Source organism: Mycobacterium sp. M23085, from assembly GCF_045343915.1.
In the GTDB taxonomy this organism is placed as follows: Bacteria; Actinomycetota; Actinomycetes; order Mycobacteriales; family Mycobacteriaceae; genus Mycobacterium.
The window spans coordinates 4,983,348-5,003,018 of the sequence record NZ_CP174280.1; the positions used below are offsets into that span (position 1 = coordinate 4,983,348).

The 19,671-nt window shown below is 62.0% G+C and carries 21 protein-coding genes; 20 read left to right on the top strand and 1 reads right to left on the bottom strand.

The window, feature by feature from the left end:
• Window positions 1–120: 120 nt before the first annotated feature.
• The 14 genes from ACIUM1_RS23350 (at window position 121) to ACIUM1_RS23415 (ending at window position 12,681) form a co-directional block, all read left to right on the top strand.
• Window positions 121–450 carry a YciI family protein gene (locus ACIUM1_RS23350; protein WP_406814881.1) on the top strand — a complete coding sequence of 110 codons (330 nt, stop codon included), beginning with the start codon at window positions 121–123 and terminating at the stop codon, window positions 448–450.
• Window positions 451–1,492: 1,042 nt separating this feature from the next.
• Entirely contained in the window at window positions 1,493–2,449 is a 957-nt protein-coding gene (locus ACIUM1_RS23355; protein WP_014711198.1) for an ABC transporter permease, read from the top strand.
• A 110-nt stretch (window positions 2,450–2,559) separates the two neighbouring features.
• Entirely contained in the window at window positions 2,560–3,324 is a 765-nt protein-coding gene (locus ACIUM1_RS23360) for an ABC transporter permease (protein ID WP_014711199.1), read from the top strand.
• Between the two features lie 21 nt (window positions 3,325–3,345).
• Complete coding sequence (locus ACIUM1_RS23365; RefSeq protein WP_406814882.1) at window positions 3,346–4,431, top strand: Mammalian cell entry related domain protein; 1,086 nt, start codon at window positions 3,346–3,348, stop codon at window positions 4,429–4,431.
• Window positions 4,428–5,489 carry an MlaD family protein gene (locus ACIUM1_RS23370; RefSeq protein ID WP_406814883.1) on the top strand — a complete coding sequence of 354 codons (1,062 nt, stop codon included), beginning with the start codon at window positions 4,428–4,430 and terminating at the stop codon, window positions 5,487–5,489. Before ACIUM1_RS23365 ends, ACIUM1_RS23370 begins: the two co-directional genes overlap by 4 nt.
• Window positions 5,486–6,448, top strand: a complete 963-nt coding sequence (locus ACIUM1_RS23375) for an MlaD family protein (RefSeq protein ID WP_406817831.1) — start codon at window positions 5,486–5,488, stop codon at window positions 6,446–6,448. The genes ACIUM1_RS23370 and ACIUM1_RS23375 overlap by 4 nt, the downstream gene beginning before the upstream one ends.
• A gap of 89 nt (window positions 6,449–6,537) precedes the next feature.
• Window positions 6,538–7,569, top strand: coding sequence for an MlaD family protein (locus ACIUM1_RS23380; protein WP_406814884.1), 1,032 nt, complete (start codon window positions 6,538–6,540; stop codon window positions 7,567–7,569).
• Window positions 7,566–8,561 (top strand): MlaD family protein, encoded by a 996-nt coding sequence (locus ACIUM1_RS23385; RefSeq protein ID WP_176218135.1) that lies wholly within the window; start codon window positions 7,566–7,568, stop codon window positions 8,559–8,561. The genes ACIUM1_RS23380 and ACIUM1_RS23385 overlap by 4 nt, the downstream gene beginning before the upstream one ends.
• Window positions 8,558–9,511 carry an MlaD family protein gene (locus ACIUM1_RS23390; RefSeq protein WP_014941005.1) on the top strand — a complete coding sequence of 318 codons (954 nt, stop codon included), beginning with the start codon at window positions 8,558–8,560 and terminating at the stop codon, window positions 9,509–9,511. Before ACIUM1_RS23385 ends, ACIUM1_RS23390 begins: the two co-directional genes overlap by 4 nt.
• 33 nt (window positions 9,512–9,544) lie before the next feature.
• Window positions 9,545–10,258 (top strand): hypothetical protein, encoded by a 714-nt coding sequence (locus ACIUM1_RS23395; RefSeq protein WP_406814885.1) that lies wholly within the window; start codon window positions 9,545–9,547, stop codon window positions 10,256–10,258.
• A gap of 84 nt (window positions 10,259–10,342) precedes the next feature.
• On the top strand, window positions 10,343–10,924 hold the full coding sequence (locus tag ACIUM1_RS23400) for a hypothetical protein (protein WP_014711206.1): 582 nt from the start codon (window positions 10,343–10,345) through the stop codon (window positions 10,922–10,924).
• Between the two features lie 42 nt (window positions 10,925–10,966).
• Window positions 10,967–11,554 carry a hypothetical protein gene (locus tag ACIUM1_RS23405; protein ID WP_406814886.1) on the top strand — a complete coding sequence of 196 codons (588 nt, stop codon included), beginning with the start codon at window positions 10,967–10,969 and terminating at the stop codon, window positions 11,552–11,554.
• A gap of 68 nt (window positions 11,555–11,622) precedes the next feature.
• Window positions 11,623–11,976: a hypothetical protein gene (locus ACIUM1_RS23410; protein WP_406814887.1), complete on the top strand. Its 354-nt coding sequence runs from the start codon at window positions 11,623–11,625 to the stop codon at window positions 11,974–11,976.
• Between the two features lie 189 nt (window positions 11,977–12,165).
• The gene (locus tag ACIUM1_RS23415; RefSeq protein WP_014941008.1) at window positions 12,166–12,681 is read left to right on the top strand and encodes a hypothetical protein; all 516 of its coding nucleotides are present in this window, start codon (window positions 12,166–12,168) and stop codon (window positions 12,679–12,681) included.
• 99 nt (window positions 12,682–12,780) lie between these two features.
• Here the strand turns inward: ACIUM1_RS23415 and ACIUM1_RS23420 are convergent, their stop codons facing one another.
• The gene (locus ACIUM1_RS23420; RefSeq protein WP_043954249.1) at window positions 12,781–13,578 is read right to left on the bottom strand and encodes an SDR family NAD(P)-dependent oxidoreductase; all 798 of its coding nucleotides are present in this window, start codon (window positions 13,576–13,578) and stop codon (window positions 12,781–12,783) included.
• A gap of 294 nt (window positions 13,579–13,872) precedes the next feature.
• Between ACIUM1_RS23420 and ACIUM1_RS23425 the strand changes: the two genes are divergently transcribed.
• Genes ACIUM1_RS23425 through ACIUM1_RS23450 form a run of 6 tightly spaced genes read left to right on the top strand, consistent with a single transcriptional unit; the run spans window position 13,873 to window position 19,666 of the window.
• Window positions 13,873–14,643, top strand: coding sequence for an enoyl-CoA hydratase/isomerase family protein (locus tag ACIUM1_RS23425; RefSeq protein WP_406814888.1), 771 nt, complete (start codon window positions 13,873–13,875; stop codon window positions 14,641–14,643).
• Window positions 14,640–15,443: an enoyl-CoA hydratase/isomerase family protein gene (locus ACIUM1_RS23430; protein ID WP_406814889.1), complete on the top strand. Its 804-nt coding sequence runs from the start codon at window positions 14,640–14,642 to the stop codon at window positions 15,441–15,443. Before ACIUM1_RS23425 ends, ACIUM1_RS23430 begins: the two co-directional genes overlap by 4 nt.
• Window positions 15,440–16,225 (top strand): enoyl-CoA hydratase/isomerase family protein, encoded by a 786-nt coding sequence (locus ACIUM1_RS23435; RefSeq protein WP_406814890.1) that lies wholly within the window; start codon window positions 15,440–15,442, stop codon window positions 16,223–16,225. The genes ACIUM1_RS23430 and ACIUM1_RS23435 overlap by 4 nt, the downstream gene beginning before the upstream one ends.
• The gene (locus ACIUM1_RS23440) at window positions 16,222–17,871 is read left to right on the top strand and encodes a class I adenylate-forming enzyme family protein (protein ID WP_406814891.1); all 1,650 of its coding nucleotides are present in this window, start codon (window positions 16,222–16,224) and stop codon (window positions 17,869–17,871) included. Before ACIUM1_RS23435 ends, ACIUM1_RS23440 begins: the two co-directional genes overlap by 4 nt.
• Window positions 17,868–19,139 (top strand): Rieske 2Fe-2S domain-containing protein, encoded by a 1,272-nt coding sequence (locus tag ACIUM1_RS23445; RefSeq protein ID WP_406814892.1) that lies wholly within the window; start codon window positions 17,868–17,870, stop codon window positions 19,137–19,139. Before ACIUM1_RS23440 ends, ACIUM1_RS23445 begins: the two co-directional genes overlap by 4 nt.
• Window positions 19,136–19,666, top strand: coding sequence for an aromatic-ring-hydroxylating dioxygenase subunit beta (locus ACIUM1_RS23450; RefSeq protein ID WP_014941015.1), 531 nt, complete (start codon window positions 19,136–19,138; stop codon window positions 19,664–19,666). Before ACIUM1_RS23445 ends, ACIUM1_RS23450 begins: the two co-directional genes overlap by 4 nt.
• The last annotated feature ends 5 nt before the right edge of the window (window positions 19,667–19,671 follow it).

Below are 19,671 nucleotides of genomic sequence, written 5' to 3' on the forward strand. Positions count from 1 at the left end.
TCGTTGGCCGATCAACGATGTAGTTGATTTATCAACGCAAACGTAGCATCGTCTGTCGAGTGGCGCGCCACTGCCGATAGGGAGCGCCCTTCGTCGTGGGTAGCGAAAGGTATGAAAGCAATGGCCGACCAGTTTGACAACCGTCCAACTCTGTTCGTAATCAGGCACCTCCCAGGCCCGAACTTTCGACCTGAGGTCGCGCCCACCGAACAGGACGGCGTCGCCGAACACTTTGCCTACGTCCAGCAACTCGAAGAGTCGGGGGCGATCCTGCTGAGTGGACCGCTGCTGGCCGAAGGCGCTGGTGGCCTGATGGTCCTCAGTCCCCGCATCGACGCGGCTGAGGCTTCCCGCATCGCGGAAAACGACCCGGCGATCAAGTCGGGTTTGGTCATCGCCGACGTGCTGCCATGGATGATTACCGCGGGCGACTTCTCGTACCTGACCTAAACCGGGGTCAAGCCGGCTGGCGGTCAGACATCTCAGCTCACCCGAGGTGGTCCGGAATCCGAACAGAGGCAAAGAGTTTCGCCGTACGGTGTACGACCCCGATGCCTCGACGGGCTCCGGCGTTTGGCCTTGGGCCGTGGCGGCAATCTGCCAGCGGAAAACACCGAGCCGGTGGCCGGAGCCGGAACCGCGCCCGTGATGCACGCAGGGCCGTCACGCTCCAACTCGGGGCCGTGCATTACCGACGCCGAAACCTCTCGGCCGCTTGGCTGCGGCGCCGATTCTCCGAAGTATCGCCATTCACCCGAAATGGCAAGTCCCCCACCATCAGACGGGACGTTGTCGAGCTCATTAACTCCCCTACCCGGGAGTCACCGTGCGCTTGGTGAAGTCCAGAACGGTCCGGACACGAGCGCCGGGTCACCGGGACATGGCGATGTTAGGAACGCGTACGGACCTGGCCATTCCTGCCATAACTTCAACGCCGCCAGACGCCAGGTTACGGTGATGCCGACTATTTGACAACTGCGTTGGCGGACGACTACTGTGACAGCCGTTACAGTCAGCGTTCGCGGTGGCACGGCGGTGCCTCTAAGGGCTGTCATATGAGGAGTAGGGGTATGCCGCGCCTGGACCCGCAAGCAGCCGGTCAGTCCGCCCGCAAGGGCGTAACAGGTGGCGCCGCGGCCTGTCGTGCGCCCCGACGAGGCATCCTGTCCGAGGTGGCCGACGGGCGACGCGATCGGCGTCGTCAATGACGCCCATGTCCGCGCTGAGCCCCGGGTCGCGCGAATGTCCTTGCCAATCAACGGAATCGACTCGTCTGACCTTCGTCCTTACTCCGTCTTGCGGGACGACTCGGGAGCCGCTGCAGGTGTGTCGGCGTCGTGCCGCCTGGTTCCTTGGAAGTTCTATCGAGAATTTTTGAGACTGTGTTCAAAAATGCTCCGATGTGGTGTACCTTGCCTCAGGAGCAGCGTTGTGAGCCGGAGCACAAGGCAAACGACAGTGGTCAGCGCGACGGGGAGGAGGCGAGTTTTCGATGGCGACAGAGACGCCGACGGCGGCGACTACGCGCGCCGGGTCAGCAAACGGCGACAGTGGGCACCGCGGCGCCCTGCATCGCGCACCTTTCGGGAACGGCACCCCGCCGGATGGCTGGCGCGCGGTACTGACGCAGCCCGGCGCCAGCGTCGCCAAGGCTGCATCGCGAGTCGGCACGATTCCGGCGCGCAGCACGGCGACCACGGGTCGCGCTGTACTGATGGCGGCCGCGGTCTTGCGGTATGCCGTCATCGACACAATTTCGATGCGGTTGCCCGTCGGTGAGCTCATCGTGCAGGCCTGGACCCTGCTCAAGGTGACGGCAGTTCCAGCGGTGCTGATGGCGGTGCCCTTCGGCGCGATGATCGCTGTCCAGGTGTCCGGCCTCGTCAACGAGGTGGGGGCAAACTCACTTATCGGGTCGGCAATCGGCGTGGGTGTGGTTCGTCAGGGCGCACCGATGACCGCGGGTTTGCTCATGGGTGGCGCCGCGGCGTCGGCGATCGCTGCCGACTTCGGGGCCAGAGCGATCCGCGAGGAACTCGACGCACTGAGAACACTCGGTATCGATCCGGTGCAGCGTCTGGTCGTGCCGCGCTTTCTGGCCCTGATCCTCATCGCGCCGATCTTGTGCACCATCGTCATCGCATCCGGCGTGGCCGCAGCCTTCACGATCTCGGTCACCGTCAATGACGTGACGCCCGGAAGCTTCTGGCTGTCATTCGGTTCGTTTGCGAAGATGGTCGACGTCTGGTTTGCGATGGGCAAGACCGTCACCTTCGCCGCGTTTGTCGCAATCATCTCCTCGATGCGGGGCATGGAGGCCAAGGGCGGACCGCGTGGTGTGGCGGATGCGGTCAACGCCGCTGTCGTACTCAACGTCGTCTGCATCGTGACCGCAAATCTGGCGATCACTCAGCTGGAGACGATGTTCTTCCCCATGGCGGTGGCATAGTGGCGCAGCCGACACTGCCAGGCTCTCGCGCCGTCCCGTCAAAGTATCTGAATTTTGGCCGGGCACCGGTCAGACTCGTTAATGGCACGCTGAGAACCGCGGGCCAATGGGTGGTGTTCATCGCCCAGACCGTGTGGCTGCTACCGACAACCATTCGGCGGTATTCACGGGAAACAGTGCGAGTGATGAACAGCCTGGCGTGGGGCCGGGGTTCAATAGTCGTCGACGGCGGCGTGATCAGCATCCTGACAATCCTTGGTGTGACCATCGGCGCAATGGTGGCCATCGAAGCCTATGCGACGCTCAACTTGATCGGCCTCGGCGCGCTGTCCGGAATCATCGGCGGGTGGGGAAACGTCCGGGAGATGGCACCGCTGGTCACCGGCGTCGCGTTCGCCTCCCAAGCCGGCTGCCGGATGACTGCCGAAATCGGCTCCATGCGGATCGCGGACGAAATCGATGCCACCGAGTCGATGGGGCTGCGATCGATCCCGTTCGTCGTGGGCACGCGTCTCGTCGGCGGAATGATATGTGTGGTACCCGGCTTTCTGCTCGAGTTGATGGTTGCTTTCTTCACCTCGGATCTGGTGATTCGCGTTTCCTACAATCAACCAGCCGGAACATACAATCACTATTTTGTTCAATTCCTCTCCCCGACGGACATTGCATATTCGCTCACCAAGGCGATTATTTACTGCGCCGCCGCAACGTTGATTCATTGTTATTACGGATATTTTGCATCGGGCGGACCCGTTGGGGTCGGACAGGCTTCCGGACGCGCAATTCGCGCGAGTCTCGTCACCATTATGGTCCTCGACATTATGACGACCGTCATGATTTGGGGCTGGACGCCGAAATTCGAGTTCAAGGGCTAGGGGAAAAGCTTGCTATTCCGGATGTCGGAGGCGGCCGAAGCGCGCCGGCTGACCATCATCGGCGCGGTGCTCGCGCTGTCCTTGTTGGTGACGGGCGTGTTGATCGCCGTGAACCCATTCCGAAGCCGCCCGGCGAACCGGATCTCGATCGTCATGGACCTGCCGTATCTGGGTCAGGGAGTCACCGCAGGTACCGCGCTGATAATGCACGGGGTCAACGTCGGCCAAGTCACCTCCGTGTCGAGCCTTGCCAGCGGTGGCGTCCGGCTCAACGCTGACGTCCGATCGGGGCCCACTGCCGGTTTGACCGACAAGATGAACGTCGACTTCCGGCCGTCCAATTATTTCGGTGTCACCGCCATCAACCTGGTTGCCTTAACGGGCGGCGCACCGCTGCGAAATGGCTCGCGAATCGACACCGTTCCAAAGGGAAACTTCACCCTGCAGGCGTTGCTCTACCGGCTGGGTGAAATCACCGGCGGCGTAGTGACGCCACAGTTGGTGCGCGTGATGGACCGCGCCACCCGGTTCACCGACGGGCTCAATCCACTCATCGAGACGATCGTGGTCGCGGCCGAGGCGGTGACCAAGGTGCAGACGGTAAGTACCGAACAACTTCTGAGAAATACGACCGGTGTGAGTGTGGCATTCCCCGGCACGCTGGACTCGATTACTTCTGCTGGCTATAACTTCGATCACAACTCTGGATTCGTGAGGTTCATGCAGACCGCCGACGGCTGCCTGCCCGGTCAAGATTTTGTCAACCTTGCCCCTTCTCTCGGCCAGTATCAAACAGATGAATATTGGAACAAGAGGTCTATAGCGACGCTTGACCTGCTGGCGAATAGATTCTTCGGTGCATTAGGCAAGCTATTGTCGTCCCACCCGCAAGACTTGATGCCTGCGGTCGATCTGGTCAAAACTCTGACCGATGTAGTGCCCGGTCTGATAACACCGGCCAATATCTCCTCAGACTTGGTGGAATTGCGAACTCGACTGGAAAATCTGTATGCGGGATCCCCTGATCAACGGGCGATACAGACGCACATCGTCCTGGATGAATTACCCGGTGTGGCTGCCCCGCTCGGTGCGATAGGAGCCCAGTGATCACGCCCAAGGCCGCATTATGGCGATTCGCGTTGGCCGCCGCCGCCGCACTGGCGGTGTTCATCGTCCTGGTCAATGTCCTGCGACAACCAGTTGCCGCACCCACACGCTCCTACACAGCTCAATTCACGGATGCGTCGGGCCTGCACGTCGACGCTGACGTGCGGGTCCGGGGAGTGCGGGTCGGGAAAGTCAAATCGCTGGCGCTCGAGCGTAGGGCTGGACAGAGCCTCGCAACGGTCGAGTTCAGTCTCGACAAGCGCTACGTAGTGGTGTCCACGTCGCGGTTGGCCATCAAGTACCAGGCGCTCACCGGGTTGCGCTACGTCGATGTCGTCAATCCGTCCGAGACGGCGCCGGCGGCGAGCATTGTGTCGCATGTTCCGATCACCATGACGCAACCGTCGTTCGACATCACCACTCTGTTCAACGGCCTGCAGCCCGTTATCGCGACCTTGAGTCCCAGCGATATCGACACCTTCACCGAGAATGCCGCGACGTATCTCTCGGGTGAGGGCGGACTCAAGCCGATGCTCGACAGCGTCCGAAAGCTGACTCAGTTCGCGTCCGACCGCGAACAAGTCATCGCGACGGTGATGCGCAACCTCGACGCTGTGGCCGACACATTCGGCGGGCATTCGAAAGATTTCGTCCAGGTCCTGAAGTGGCTGAATCAGCCGTTGGACGCGGCGATCTCGGTCATGGACGAGTTTCGTAAGTCGGAGCTGTATGGCCCTGCCTTCACCGGGCCCACTCTCCAAGTCCTTGCCAACGCAGGGTTTCCGCTCGGGCCCGCCACTCGGGTGCAGCAACCCGACGGCAGAATCGACGTCGTTGACTCCTCGCGGAGCGACATCGCCGACGGTCTCGACAAGGCAATCACGCGTTTCGATGACTACAGTCGCGACGTCCTCAAGCTGATACCGGTGATGTGGGATAACGTTCCCCCGCCAGGGGCGCCTGATACACCATTGCCCTGTTCGCGGGGTCGCGCGCAACTGCCCGACTCAATGGACGTGCTCTTGAATGGCCAAAGGGTGATCTTGTGCAATCGATGAAAATTTTCAAGAGTTCGACGTTCTGGGGTGTCACCGCGCTGGTACTGGTCGCCGTGCTGGCGATCACTGCTGCCGAAATCAACATCAGTCCTCCTGGCCAGAAGACGATCTCCTTCTACACCGATGATGCGGCGGCAATCCATCCAGGTGATACCGTGCGGATCGCCGGGATCACGGTCGGCAAAGTGAAAGATCTGTCAATCGAACCGAATCAGGTCAAGGTTCGCGCAACCGTGGATCACGACGCATTTGTCGGTGATCAGTCACAAATTCAGGTCCGTATGCTCACGGTGGTCGGCGGTTATTATGTCAATTTGGTATCGCTGGGCAGAAAGCCACTGGGTGCAAATCCGATCCCGGTAGAGCGCGTGACGATGCCGTACAGCCTGATGCGGGCGCTGACCGATTCGACAAAAATTACCGAGCGAGTTAATCCGAAGCCGATTCGCGAATCATTGGATCAAATCCAGGAGGGACTCACCGGCACAAACGTGCAGACTCTTTCCGCCGTTATCGATGCGGGCAATGCCCTCACGTCCACGATCGAGCGTCAGCGGGGGCAGGTTACTTCGATCCTCAATCTTTCCGATGAGTACATCGAGGCGCTGCGTAATTTCACCGGCGAATTGAAGGTCCTGGTGAGCAAGCTTGCCATCCTCGAGGAGACGCTCGTTCTGTACGGCAAGGGTTTCGGCGAGGCCCTGAAAGGTATGGGCGACGTCGGTGATGCGTTCCTGCGTCCCTTCGGCGACTTTTGGGTGAACCACCGCGAGGAGTTCATCGAGAAGGTTCGCGACTGGCAGGACAGAGTCACCCGGTGGAAGGACCACAACAGCCGGATCATTCCCAGACTTCGGCGGATCAGGAACAAGATCGAGCGGATGCTGGACGCGCAGAACGCGCCGCCCGAGTTGCTTGCCACAGATCTTTGCATCCCGATGGCGGGGAGTCCGTGCTGATGGTCTCGCGAATGGTTCGCCGCATATTTCGTACCGCCGTAGCTACACTCACGGGCGCTGCAACCGTCGCTGGTGCCTCGTCCTGCGCCATGATGGGCGGCGAGAAGAGCGTCGCCTATTGCGCGATGTTCCCAGACACCATCGGTCTGTACGCCGGCAACCCGGTGACCCAGATGGGCTATCAGATCGGCAAGGTCACGTCCATCGCCGCTGGCCCCACCCAGGTCCGGGTCGACTTCGAAATCACACAGAGCAGGCCACTCCCGCCCGACGTCAGGGCAGTCATCCGGTCGCCATCGATCCTTGCCGACCGTTCGTTGGAACTGGTCGGCAACTACAGTTCCGGTCCGCGGCTCCAGCCCAACAAGTGCATTCGGCTCGACCACTCGTTTTCGGCCAAGACGATTTCGCAGGTGGTCGGATCGACCTACACCTTTCTCAACTCGATCAACCCCAACGGGTCGACGAACGTCGGTGACACAGTTCGCGGACTTGACGAACTGGCGCACAACAACGGTGCCGGGATCAACCAGCTCGTGACCAGGACGTCCGCACTACTTGACAGCCCGGACGAAGCGATCAGTGACATCGGCTCGATCATCCGCAACACCGCCGAGCTGACCGGTGTACTGCGCGAACTGATGCCGCCGTTGAAGCAGATCATGTACGACGCGCGCAAGACGACGCCGGACTTGGCGTTGGCGCTGGACGGTACTACAGGGCTCGCCGGTCCCGGCGGCGGAATGGGGACCCTCGGGCCACTGGCCGAGTTGGTGGCGATCCTGCAAACCAGATTGGGTGACGAGACACAGCAAGCGCTCGACACGGTCAGCGTCACGGTGCGGAAGCTGACTCCCCACGCGACCGCGATGTCGGATCTTTTCACCCCGGTGCCGTGGTGGATCAACACGATCGCCAATCACTTCAACAGGCGTGATTTCCACACGTTCAACCTCGCCTATCGGCCCCCGCTGTATCGGGTTCGGACCCACGACGGGCTCGCGCTCTGCGGCATGATGAACGCGTCGATGCCCGGCAGTTGCGCGGATGTCAACGGCCAGCCCTTTGCCGTCGACGTCGCGCTCCTGCAGTACGTGCTACAGCAGGCGGCGAAGCGATGAGGCGGCGGATATGGTCGGCTGTCGCCGTCGCGGCAAGTGCCATGTTGGTTCCGTCGTGTGCTTCCATGACCGTCAACTCCTTACCTCAACCGGGTAAGAGCTACGGCGACGGTTACGAAATCGTCCTGCAGTTCGCCAACGTCCTGAGCCTGCCCGACCGTGCGAAGGTCGTGCAGGACGGTACGACCGTGGGATTGGTAACCAAGATCAATCTGGCGAGCAATCACGTCGACGTCGTAACGCGGATCGACCCCGACGTGGTGGTGCCGGCAAACGTGCATGCGACGTTGCAGCAAGCCACGGTGCTCGGTGACACCTATGTCGCGCTCGAGCGTCCTGAGTCGGGTCCGCCGGCGCCGGCACTGCGCCCGGCCGGGACGGTTCCGTTGGCACAGACCACGTCTCCTCCCCAACTGGAGGACACGATCGCCAACTTGGCGAACTTCGTCGGCAGCGGATCCATTCAGCGTGCCCAAAACACCATCATCGGGATTAACAGGGTGACGCCGGCACGAAGCGGTGAATTCCGCGACCTGGTGAAGCGGGTAGACACCGACCTCGCGGATCTGAGCAACAACATGGACATGGTCGATCAGTGGCTTACGGGCGTATCCGGAACAGCCCAGGTCATGTATAACGACCTACCCGAATACAAGTACTTCTGGTCGACGGAGGGGATGCTGGGCTGGAAACGCTCATTCCAAGTCGGGTCTTACATCGCTACCGTGTTGCCCTCGATCGGCAGTATCTACAGCGGTGGCTATTGGCTTGTGCCCCTGCTGAAGTCGCTCGGCGGTGCGCTTGGAGCCCTGAAAGAGAGCAAATGGGCGTTCGAGAACGAAGCGCCCGCGTGGCAGCGGCTACTCACCGACTACTTCCTTCCCGCAGATAAGTACCCGGCGATAAACATCACGTCGATAAAAGGGCCGGATGGGAAAGAGCTGATCGACAACGTGCAGGACGTGCTGCGGATTCTTGGAGCGACGCCATGAAATTAAAGGGCGCCTTGTCGTTCGCGATGTTCGGAGTGATCATCGCGTTCGCCCTCAGCGTGATCTGGTCGTTCGGTGTTCGGACCGGCCCGCCTGCTCAGCGGACCAACCTGAGTATGGCGGTCCCTGACATCAAGGGCCTCGTTGTCGGTTCGAATGTGCTGCTCCGCGGCCAGCCGGTCGGCAAGGTGACCGAAATCAACACGGCGACTAGCGATGCTACCGTGCAGTTCTACGTCGACGGCGATCACCACATTCCTGTCGACACCGACGTGCGGCTGGACAATCTGTCCGCGCTCGGTGAGGCCTACATCGGACTGGCGCCACGGACGAGCGGAGGCCCGGTATACAAGGACGGCCAACGTATCTCGCCGAAGACGATAGAAGCGCCGCCGTCCATCTCGGAGCTGGCCACCAGCGTGGTGCGCGTGCTCAACCAGCTCGATCCCGGCCAGCTCAAACGAATTCTGGGGGAGGCCGACGCTGCTCTGCCCGCGCCCGAGCAGGTGCTGCCCAACCTGGCACATGCGAGCTCGCTACTGCGGAGTCAAGCGACAAGCATGCATGGCCGGGGACAGGAAGTGATCGACAATCTGCAGGCGCTGCTGCGCAACGCGGGCTGGGTTGGTCCCCTGCTCGGTGATCTCATTTCACCCATTCGAGCGGCGGGTTTCGGGGCCGCCGGTACTTATCAAGGCATGATGCACACCCTGGAATGGAATAACCCGCGAGACATGGCGCTGTTCGGTGATTACCTGGACCGAATTCAGAAATTTCTGGACACGCGGGCTCCTGACCTCAAAGTTCTGACGGAGACGCTTTTGCCGCATTTCAAAGGCATTGGCGGAGCCCTGATGAATTTCGACAGTGGACAGATTCTCTCAAACATATTGAAGAGCATCCCGAAGGAGGGCGCGATTACACTGCACGTTGCCGTTCCCGACCGGTAGGCCGGGCAATCATCGAAGTTTTGAGGGGAAGCCGTGTCCATCACTGACCACGACATCGAGAACGCGTCGTCGGACGTCGTCGACGACGAGAAGCCAGAAGTGAACGAGAAGCCAGAAGCCGACAAGAAGCCGGCAAAGGACGAGAAGCCAGAGGAAACAACTTCAGAAGCTGACGAAGCAGCGACCGTCAAGAGCAAGTCCAAGGCGGACTCTGACAAGTCCCGCGCCCGGGTGTCGATATCGGTGCGCACGTTGGTCATCGCGGCCGTCATTTGCGTTGCTGTCAGCGCGATCGGAGTGCTGGCGTGGCTGTACATCGGCGCGCAGAACAAATTGAGTGCGGAAGCCCGCGCTACCAGCAACAAGAAGCATGCGGAAGAAATAGCCCAGGACTACGCCGTGCATGCCGCCGAGATGAACTTCCAGGACCTCAACGCTTGGAAGGTGCAACTCGTCAAGGGCACCTCCCCGGAACTGAAGGAAAAGCTCACCAAGGCCGCGGGTGAGATGGAACAGATCCTTACTCCGCTGCAATGGATTTCGACCGCGCGGCCGTTGGCCGCGAAAGTTCGCTCAGATGTGGGCGGGACCTATGTCGTCGACTCCTTCGTCAGCGTTCTGACCAAGACAATGCAAGCTCCTGAGGGACTGCAATCGACCGCTACCTACAGTCTCACAATCGACAGCAACAAAGACTGGCAAATCAGCGACGTCGGCGGCATCGCCGCAGCTCTTGGACAGAAATAACGGGCGATGTTTCAAAGGATGTGCTGAGGGATGGAATCCGTAGCAACCAGCCGGACCGGAACTCGTCTCCGGAGCAGATTCGTGATGATGTGCATGCTGCTCGTTCTCTCTGGGACGGCAACTCTCATGGCTCGCGCCGGCGCTGACCCGCTAGATCCACCGGGCCGCGACTCGGTGCCTCCGCCGTTGGCGCCAGTCAAGCCCATGGCAAATTGGCAGCCTAAATTTCCATTTCCGTTCGACCAGACTCGGGGGAACGTCACCGACGCGGATATCAATGCCGAGCGAGAAATGTGTGGGTGGTTCAATGCGGATTACGCGGATTTGAGGCTCCAGATCGAGAGATTCAACAACAGCGTATTGAGCAGGAACGGTAACTGGGATGCTGAGGGGATCCCGGAGCGGCAAGCTGCCATGACTGCGAATATTGATCAGTCGGTGGACTTCCTTGCTCCCCGTACTCAGTCGCTGACTCAGAGCTATGACCACGCAGGAGATATGTATTTCCCGATTTACGAGGGTCAAAGCTTTTACATCCTCTGGCAGAACCTGTCGAACGTCAGCGCGGGCATCAAGGGCCATCAGCCGACCTGGTTCACCGGACCATCGTTTCAGCGGGTAATGCACTACGGCAGCAAGATCCAGCGGTCCCATGTCTGCGACTGAAAGTGGTCCGGTGGGCGGCATCTCGATGAGGAGGCACACGTGTTGAGAATCCATGTCGGCACGGCTGTGCCGGCTCGGGCACGTCAAGGTCGCGCGCCGGCAGTCGGCGCGACGTTGGTCGCGCTCGCCGCGGCTTTGAGTAGCGCTGTACTGTCCGCTCCGCCGAGCACTGCCGATCCGTCCCCCGCGCTCCAACAAGCCGTCATGTCGGCGCGCAGTGGCACAAGTTGCCCGCCGCTGCGGTATGACCCGATCGTCGAGCACGCTGCGGAGATCGTGAATCACTCGACCGACGCCTACGTCAGCCACACGACGAGGAATTCCCCCGCGGACTCGCCGACAGGCGCACTGCCCATCCTCAAGGACCTCGGCAGCAGCGCGGGCAAATCGTGGTCGCTGCAGGGCGCTGGGCACGACAGCGACGCCGACGCGATCAAAGGAGCGATACTGGAAGGGACTACGCAGGGCGCCGGCGTTAGCTTGAATGTCAGCCCGGGTGTGTTCAAGACGCTGGAAGACACGGGTCCAGCGCCATTGGCGAATTGCTCCTACACCGATTTCGGTGTCAGCCTTCTCCACAATGCAGATACCGGCCTCTCGCTTGCTGTCGTCGTCCTGGCGGGCAAATGATCCCGGCTGGTCAGCGCTCGCAACGGCGGAGTCGCGGTCTCCGGCGCGCCGCGGGGTCGATCGCCGCCTTGGCGGCGATCAGCATTTCCGCGCTCATAAACCCATCGACTGCGCGGGCTGATGAATCCGTCACCTATGAAGTCGTGTCCGACGTGATTACCGTGGCAAACATCGAATACGAGGATTCGTCAGGGCGGGTGGCGATACCGAACGTGCCGCTGCCCTGGCGAATTGAAGCGACGATAGCCTCGGTAAAAGCTCCGCCACCGAATGGAAGCCAGGTTCGCGCAGATTGGCGTCCGACCGCGGGCCCTTCCAAATGGGTAAGTGCGCGCATCTTTTACCAGGGCAAGCTCCTGTGCCAGAACACTCTCGATGTCGGTGATGCCGCTTGCTACGGCATTACGCCACGTATTACGTAGGCCCGCGATGAGACCCACCCTTATCGCCTTAGTAGCCAGAGCAGATTTCCATCGTTTCGCTAAGCGGGCCGTGAGAGGTGGTCGGGAGAATTGGTGATCAGGTCAAAGCCAAGAACTGTTCGACGCGGACGCGGACTCGGTCGAGGGATCAGAGATGGCCTCCGCACTGCGGCCGCTGTCGGGGTAGGCATGCTGGCCCTCGGCGATCCCGGGGTGGCGCATGCCGATCCGGCACCGGGCGCCGGGCCCGACCCTTTTCCGGATATCCGGTTTTACGACGAGGTCAACGCTGAAGACTTCGCATCTCCGGGTGGAGTGTTTTTCTTGTCCCCGACAGGACAGACGTGTGGGATCTGGCGCCGGGGCAGCTTCGGCTGTGCCGGCGATATTCCCGGCACCGGTCCGGGAATCGGCCATATCGGCTGGATCGAGGGAGACCGGGCAGTGCACTATGACTGGTCGGTAGCGGCGCGGTTTCCCGGCAACCAAGCCGACAAACCGTTGCCGCCGCACGCCCGCATCGACCACGAGGGAACGAGCTGCGCGGCAACTGGTGACAACAGAACCTACTGTGAGCGCGGGCCAATGAGGTTCGTCATCGAACCTACCAAGACCTGGCTGTCGGCGCCGTGGATAGACCTGGCCTGGGTCCAGCTCGGGCCGGCATCGTGTGCGCCACCCGGCGGCGGCCCGTGCTACTCGTAGTGACGAAGTCGCAAAGCTAGAACGCGAAATCGCGACTGCTCTCGGGCTCTGCTGCCGGCGCGCCGATGCTGGCGTTCGCCCTTGCCGGGATGGCCGCTGTTACGGGATCGTGTAGCCGCCGCTGACCGAGATGAGTTGGCCGGTGACCTGCCGCGCCGCCGTCGGCGAACAGAACCACGCCACTGCCTTCGCGACGTCCTCGGCGCTGGTCAAGCGGCGAAGCGGAGTGCCCTTGATCATGTAGTCGATTTGATCCTGGTTGAAGACCTCATCCTGGCCGACGGACCACAGGCTCGATTCGCCGATCGCCTCCGGGCCCTCGGGAATCACCAGGCCCGGGCAGATGACATTGGACCTGATCCCATGGCGGCCGTGTTCGCGCGCCACGGTGCGGGCCAGGGCGACCATCGCTGCTTTCGACGCACCGTAAACGCCTTGACGTATCTGACCGAATGCAGCGTCGCTGGCGATAAACGCGATCGCGCCGCCGCCGGCCTCCTTCATCGGGCCGATCGCGGCCTGCGTGGCCGCGATCGCGGTGAACAGGTTGACTTCGATGGTGCGTTCCCACTTTTCGCGGTCGGTGTCGGTCGCGATGAAACCGGGCACACTCCAACCGGCATTGTTGACCAAGACGTCGATGCCGCCCCAACTATCGACCGAGACGCCAATTGCGGCCTCGGCTTGGTCGGGAGCCGTAAGATCACCTATCGCGACTTCGACCTCGGCGGCGCCCCTATCTTGCGCTTCGCGGCGAACCCGGTCCGCCTGAGCTTTATCGATATCGCTGATCACGATTCGAGCACCCTCCGAGGCGAACACATGCACGATGCCGCGTCCGATGTTCGAAGCGCCGCCGGTCACTACCACGCGGGCAGCTTTCAGTCCAAGGTCCATTCCAAGCTCCTCATTGGGGCGGCTGTTGTGACCGCCGTCATCTTAGTTTAACGTGGATTAGAAATAGGGGTAACTGGATTCGATAGAGAGAGGTCACGATGGCTGAGTCGTTGATCGACCAGTGCGCTCGCGCTACCACTGGCGATGGCAACGGCTCCGGCCGTCCGGCGCTACGACCGGGGATGGGGCTCGACGCCCACAGGGCGATAGCCGACGAGGGCGTCGGGTGAGGGGTACCGCTGATTTGGCCGAATTGACCGTTACCGTAACGCAGTTCACCGGAGGACCCAAGCGATGACGCTGGTGAGACGCGATGTCGTCGATGGAATAGCGTGGGTCACGCTCAATCGACCGGAGAAGCTCAATGCGATCAGCGTCGGCCTGAACGAGGAATTGTCGCAGACCATCCTGGAGGTAGGTGACAACTCCGACGTCACTGTTGCCGTCATCCGGGGCGCCAACGGAAACTTCTGCGCGGGGGGCGATTTCGAGGAAGTGGAGCGCCTGCGGTCGAAGGGATCTGATGCGCTGCGGGAACTCTTCGTGGGGTTTCGGCGTGCGTGTGAAGCCATTGCCCGCGTCGAGGTTCCGGTCATCGCGGCGGTCGAGGGTGTCGCAATGGCCGGCGGTTTCGAGCTGATGCAAGCCGCAGACATTGCGCTGGTCAGCGACGACGCCAAAATCGCTGACAACCACATCAAGTTCGGGATGGTTCCCGGCGGCGGTAGCAGTCAGCGGCTGGCCCGGCTGGTGGGGCGTCAGCAGGCACTGGGACTGCTGCTCTCCGGCGATCGACTTTCCGGCGCCGAGGCGGTGCGCCACGGTTTGGCATATCGAAGTTTTCCGCAAGCCGGTTTCGACGAGGGCGTGAGACGGTTCGTCACCGCGTTGGCCGGGCGGCGCCGAGAGGCTGTCACGTCGATCAAGCGCCTTGTCTACGCCGGAGTCGAGGTGGCATCACCCCGCGGATTGGATGACGAAATCGACACGGTGGTCAACCACATCTGCGAGGGTGCCGGACAGAACGGGGCGGCCGCATTCAGACAGCGAGGAGTCAAACGATGAACGTCAAAGAAACTGTGGCGCCGGTCGCCCTCGATGTCGCGGACGGCGTTGCCAGGCTGCGTCTGAACCGGCCGAAGGCGTCCAACGGGATGAATGTCGAGTTCCTCAAGGCCCTGCACGAGAAGGTGCTGGCGTGTCATGCGGATCCCGCGGTACGCGTGGTGTTGCTCACCGGCGAGGGGCGCAATTTCTGCGCCGGCGGCGATATTCACACCTTCGAGTCCAAGGGTGCAGATCTCCCCGATTATCTGCGCGAGGCCACGGCATGGCTGCAACTGGCCACTGCCGCGCTGATCCAGCTTCGGGCGCCGGTGGTGACGGCCGTCCAGGGCTTCGCCGCCGGGGGAGGCGGACTGGGATTGGTGTGCGCTTCCGACATCGTCATCTCGGCGCGATCAGCAAAATTCTTCTCCGGCGCGGTCCGGGTCGGCATGGCACCAGATGGTGGCTCATCAGTGACGCTGGCGCAATTGGTTGGTCTGCGGCAGGCGTTGCGGATCCTGCTGACCAATCCCACCCTGACAGCCGACGAGGCGCTTGATATCGGGTTGATCACCGAGGTCGTCGACGATGACGAATTGCTGAATCGCGCAGAGGGATGGGCGGTCGAGCTGGCGACGCTGCCGAACCGCGCCCTGTCGGCCACCAAGCGCTTGGTATGGAGCGGATTGGGGTCGTCGGTCGAAGAACGCCTGGCCGAAGAGGCGCGCACGGTTTCCGAACTCTCCGGAACCGCCGACGCACTCGAGGGCCTGCGGGCTGTCATCGAACGCCGCAAGCCGAAATTCACCGGACAATGAACGCCGATTGTGTAGTCACCGAAGACCGCGGTGCGGTGCGGATCATCACCTTGAACCGGCCGGACAAGCGCAACGCCATCGATCTTCGGGTCCGAATCGAGCTTGCCGGCGCGTTCGAGCGCGCCGACGCCGACACCGCGATCCATGCAATCCTGCTCACAGGTGCGGGGCCGGCATTCTGCTCGGGTGGCGACATCACATCAATGCAACGTATGGAACCCGGGCCGGCGTTGGAACGGGCTCAGCTGGCACAGCAGGTGATTCGCGCGATTTGGAGAACCCCAAAGCCCGTCGTCGCCGCTTTGGAAGGCTCCGCCTACGGTGCGGGCGTCGCGCTCGCGGCCGCGTGCGACCGTGTGGTCGCCGCCCGAAACGTTCGCTTTGCGACGACTTTCACCAATGTGGGCCTGGCGGGCGACATGGGCACCTTCGTCTCGCTGCCGGCCCGTGTCGGCGTGGCCCGCGCCCGGCAGATGCTGATGATGCCGACGCCGTTTGACGCGATCGAGGCATTGAGCATGGGTCTCGTCGATGCGCTCGCCGAGCCGGGATCTGCGTTACAAGCCGGATTAATCGACGCTGAGCGACTCGCCGCCGGTCCCACGCACGCATTCGGCGTAATCAAATCGCTACTCGCACGGGGGCCTTCGATGGACCCGTTCGACGTCTTGGATCGCGAGGCTCAGCACCAGGCACAATTGTTCGGCACCGACGACTTCGCCGAGGGGATAGACGCTTTCCACACCAAGCGACGACCGGAATTCGGAGCGCCGGCGCGGTGAGCGCGAAACTAGCCGGGCGCCTTGACTGGTCGTACCTGGACGCCGACACCGGAACGGAGTTGGTGGACCACACCGTCGGTGGCCTGCTGACCGAACGTGCCCATACCCACCACGATGTGGAGGCCTTGGTCGGCCCGCGTCATGGCGATGGGGCGCAGCTGCGATTCACGTACGGCGAGCTGCTGGATGAGGCCTCCCGGGTAGCGACCGCGCTGTCCCGGTTGACGCAGCCCGGTGATTATGTCGCGTTGTGGGCGCCGAATGTGGTGGAGTGGCCGGTAATTCAGTATGGCGCGGCCCTTGCCGGCGTGGTCCTTGTCGCGCTCAACCCTGCGATGCGTGCCAGCGAACTGCGCTACGCGCTGCAGCATTCTGGTGCCTCGTTGCTGATCCATGCTGACCGCAGCCGCGACTACGACTGTGCCTCCGTCGTAGCCGAGATCGCCCAGTCGCTCCCGGCCTTGCGCACCATCAGCTTGTCGTCCCGACCGCAGTGGCGAGCTGACGCTGTCGACGGCGCGGTGATCGCCGCGGCTCCAACCGACCCTGATGAAGCAGTCATGCTGCAGTACACCTCGGGCACCACCGGCACGCCGAAAGGAGTGCTGCTGCGGCACCGTTCGCTGATCAACGTCGCGAAGCTGACCGTCCAGTCTGCGGGCATCCCCGCCGGCGCGGTAGCCGTGAACCCGCTGCCGATGTTTCACACCGCCGCCTGCGTGATCAGCACGCTGGGCCCGATGTGGATCGGCGGTACCGAGGTGCTGATCGGCCGGTTCGAGCCCACCGCGGTGCTGGAGACCCTGCGTCGCACACAGGCGTCGGTGCTGTTCTTCGTCCCTACGATTCTGTCCAGTCTCGTCGCAGCGCAGCGCACCGCCACCAATCCTCCACCTCGGCTGTCCATCTGCCTCGGCGGGGCGTCCGCCGTATCGGCGGAGCTCATCGAGGCGACCGAACGCACTTTCGGCGCGGCGGTGGTGACCGTCTTTGGTCAGACCGAGCTGGCGTCGGTTCTCACTGCAACGCGGCCCGACGACGCCCGTGCCGATCAGCTCCATACCGTGGGTCGCGCACTGCCGCAGGTTGATTGCAAAGTCGTCGATCCGGCCACAGGTGTGGTATTACCGGTCGGGCAGCCGGGCGAGATCTGCGCGCGCGGCTATCAGCAGATGATCGGATACCTGCACGATCCTGAGGCCACAGCTGCGACGGTTGATACGGACGGCTTTGTGCACACCGGCGATATCGGTGCCATGGACGAGGGTGGCTACCTGACCATCACCGGCCGGCTCAAAGAGCTGATCATCCGCGGTGGCGAGAACATCGCCCCAGCAGAAATCGAGGCATGTCTGTCCACGCATGACGCGAACGCCCGGGTGTGCGTCTTCGGTCTTCCCGATGACCGCTTGGGCGAAGTTGTGGGCGCGGTGATCGAGACCCAGGATCCGTCGCCGACAGATCTCGTTGATCGGTTGCATGCGCATGCGCGCAAACACTTGACACCGCACAAGGTTCCGCAGCGTTGGTTCTCCACTGAGGACCTTCCCAGAACGCCCACCGGCAAGGTGCGCAAGTTCGCCTTACCCGACCTCATCGCAAACGGTAGCGTGCGCGAGATCTCCCGAGAGGAGCCCCAAGAATGACTTCGTTGATCGAGTCAGCCTCCGCGACCGGCGGTCGCTACGACCAGTTGATCAAACGCGACAAGGTGCACGGATCGCTCTATACCGACCCCACCATCTTTGCCGAGGAGCTACGCAAAGTTTGGTATCGGTCCTGGGTTTTCGTCGGTCACGAGAGCGAGGTGTCCCAGGCGGGCGACTATGTGCGTAAGCGCCTCGGATTACAAGACGTCATCATGACCCGCGACCGCGGCGGGCAGCTGCACCTACTGCTCAATCGCTGCGCGCACCGTGGCAACCAGGTCTGCGACGACGCCAAGGGCAACTCGTCAACCTTCCGTTGTCCATATCACGGATGGACCTACCGCAACGACGGTGAACTCGTAGGGTTCCCGTTCTTCAAGGGTTACGGCGAACGCAAGCTGGACTTGCCAATGGGCAGGGTGCCGCGAATGGATACCTACCGCGGGTTCGTGTTCGGCAGCTTCGCCGCCGACGGCCCCAGCCTTACCGAGCACCTCGGCGCAGCCGCCGGTGAGATAGACCGGCTAGTCAGGCTCTCGCCGGAGGGGGAAGTCCAGCTCACCGCCGGGTGGTTGCAGCATCAGACCCGTGCCAACTGGAAATTGTTGGCGGAGAACGAAACCGACGGTTACCACCCCCAGTTCGTGCACGGCTCGATCTTCGGCGTCACCGGTAGCCCGATCGGTCCTTTGTACAGCGAATCGTCGACCGCGGTGACCCGAGACCTGGGAAACGGTCATAGCGAAAACGACTTGCGGCCGGAGTTCCGCAAGTTCGCCCAGCCATTGCGGTGGTTCGGCACCAGCGAGGACCGGGTGCCCAACTATGTCGCGGCGATCCGCAAGCGATACGGCGATGCGGCAGATGAAATCCTCATCGAAGGTGGGCCGCACGTGATGATTTTCCCCAACCTGTTCATCGCGGAGATCCAGGTATTCAACATCCAACCGGTGTCGGTGGGTGAGTGCATCCAGTACTCCACGGCCGTGCAACTGGCCGGCGCGCCGGAGATGAACAAGCGCATGGTGTCGCAGTGCATGGGTTCGGTCGGGCCGGCCGGAATGCTGCTGGCCGACGACACCGAGATGTATGAGCGTAACCAACTGGGCCTGGAAAACCTGACGCCAGAATGGCTCGACGTTCGTCGTGGACTCAGTCGCGAAAGCGTCGACGAGAACGGCTTCACTATCGGCGGAGCCACCGATGAGACTGGGATGCGCGGGTTTTGGTCGCATTACAAGAGGCTGATGGAGACTGAATCGTGACGAGCACACGCGATGACGCCGCCACCGTAGGGCGACTCCCTGAGGGCTTCGACCGCTGGGAGGTCGAGCAATTCCTGTACCGGGAAGCGCGCTATGCAGACGAGTCCGACTACGACGCCTGGGAGGCGTTGTGGACCGATGACGCGCTCTACTGGGTTCCGGTCGCCTCGACCGACGATCCGCTGCGCGAGATGTCGGTGATCTACGACAACCGCAGTCGCATCGCGACTCGCCTCAAGCAGGTTCGCACCGGCAAGCGTTATGCCCAGGCGCCGCCGTCGAATCTTCGCCGTCTTTTGTCCAACATCGAAATCCTCGGTACTCAGCCAAATCCCAGCGGCGGAGTCGACTTGGAGGTGGGCGCCAACTTCATGGTGCTGGAATCGCGGGCTCGCGGCAATCACCTGTGGGGCGGCCGCGTCACGTACCGGGTGCGTTGCCTGGACGGGGAATTACGACTGGTGTACAAGAAGGTGGATCTGGTGGATAAAGACCGGCCGATTCCTACCCTCGGATTTCTGATCTGAGCCTT

Coding starts and splice junctions, on each gene's coding strand:
- ACIUM1_RS23350 (WP_406814881.1), top strand. CDS start 121: ATGGCCGACCAGTTTGACAACCGTCCAACTCTGTTCGTAATCAGGCAC.
- ACIUM1_RS23355 (WP_014711198.1), top strand. CDS start 1,493: ATGGCGACAGAGACGCCGACGGCGGCGACTACGCGCGCCGGGTCAGCA.
- ACIUM1_RS23365 (WP_406814882.1), top strand. CDS start 3,346: ATGTCGGAGGCGGCCGAAGCGCGCCGGCTGACCATCATCGGCGCGGTG.
- ACIUM1_RS23375 (WP_406817831.1), top strand. CDS start 5,486: ATGAAAATTTTCAAGAGTTCGACGTTCTGGGGTGTCACCGCGCTGGTA.
- ACIUM1_RS23380 (WP_406814884.1), top strand. CDS start 6,538: ATGATGGGCGGCGAGAAGAGCGTCGCCTATTGCGCGATGTTCCCAGAC.
- ACIUM1_RS23385 (WP_176218135.1), top strand. CDS start 7,566: ATGAGGCGGCGGATATGGTCGGCTGTCGCCGTCGCGGCAAGTGCCATG.
- ACIUM1_RS23390 (WP_014941005.1), top strand. CDS start 8,558: ATGAAATTAAAGGGCGCCTTGTCGTTCGCGATGTTCGGAGTGATCATC.
- ACIUM1_RS23400 (WP_014711206.1), top strand. CDS start 10,343: ATGATGTGCATGCTGCTCGTTCTCTCTGGGACGGCAACTCTCATGGCT.
- ACIUM1_RS23415 (WP_014941008.1), top strand. CDS start 12,166: ATGCTGGCCCTCGGCGATCCCGGGGTGGCGCATGCCGATCCGGCACCG.
- ACIUM1_RS23420 (WP_043954249.1), bottom strand. CDS start 13,578: ATGGACCTTGGACTGAAAGCTGCCCGCGTGGTAGTGACCGGCGGCGCT.
- ACIUM1_RS23425 (WP_406814888.1), top strand. CDS start 13,873: ATGACGCTGGTGAGACGCGATGTCGTCGATGGAATAGCGTGGGTCACG.
- ACIUM1_RS23430 (WP_406814889.1), top strand. CDS start 14,640: ATGAACGTCAAAGAAACTGTGGCGCCGGTCGCCCTCGATGTCGCGGAC.
- ACIUM1_RS23435 (WP_406814890.1), top strand. CDS start 15,440: ATGAACGCCGATTGTGTAGTCACCGAAGACCGCGGTGCGGTGCGGATC.
- ACIUM1_RS23445 (WP_406814892.1), top strand. CDS start 17,868: ATGACTTCGTTGATCGAGTCAGCCTCCGCGACCGGCGGTCGCTACGAC.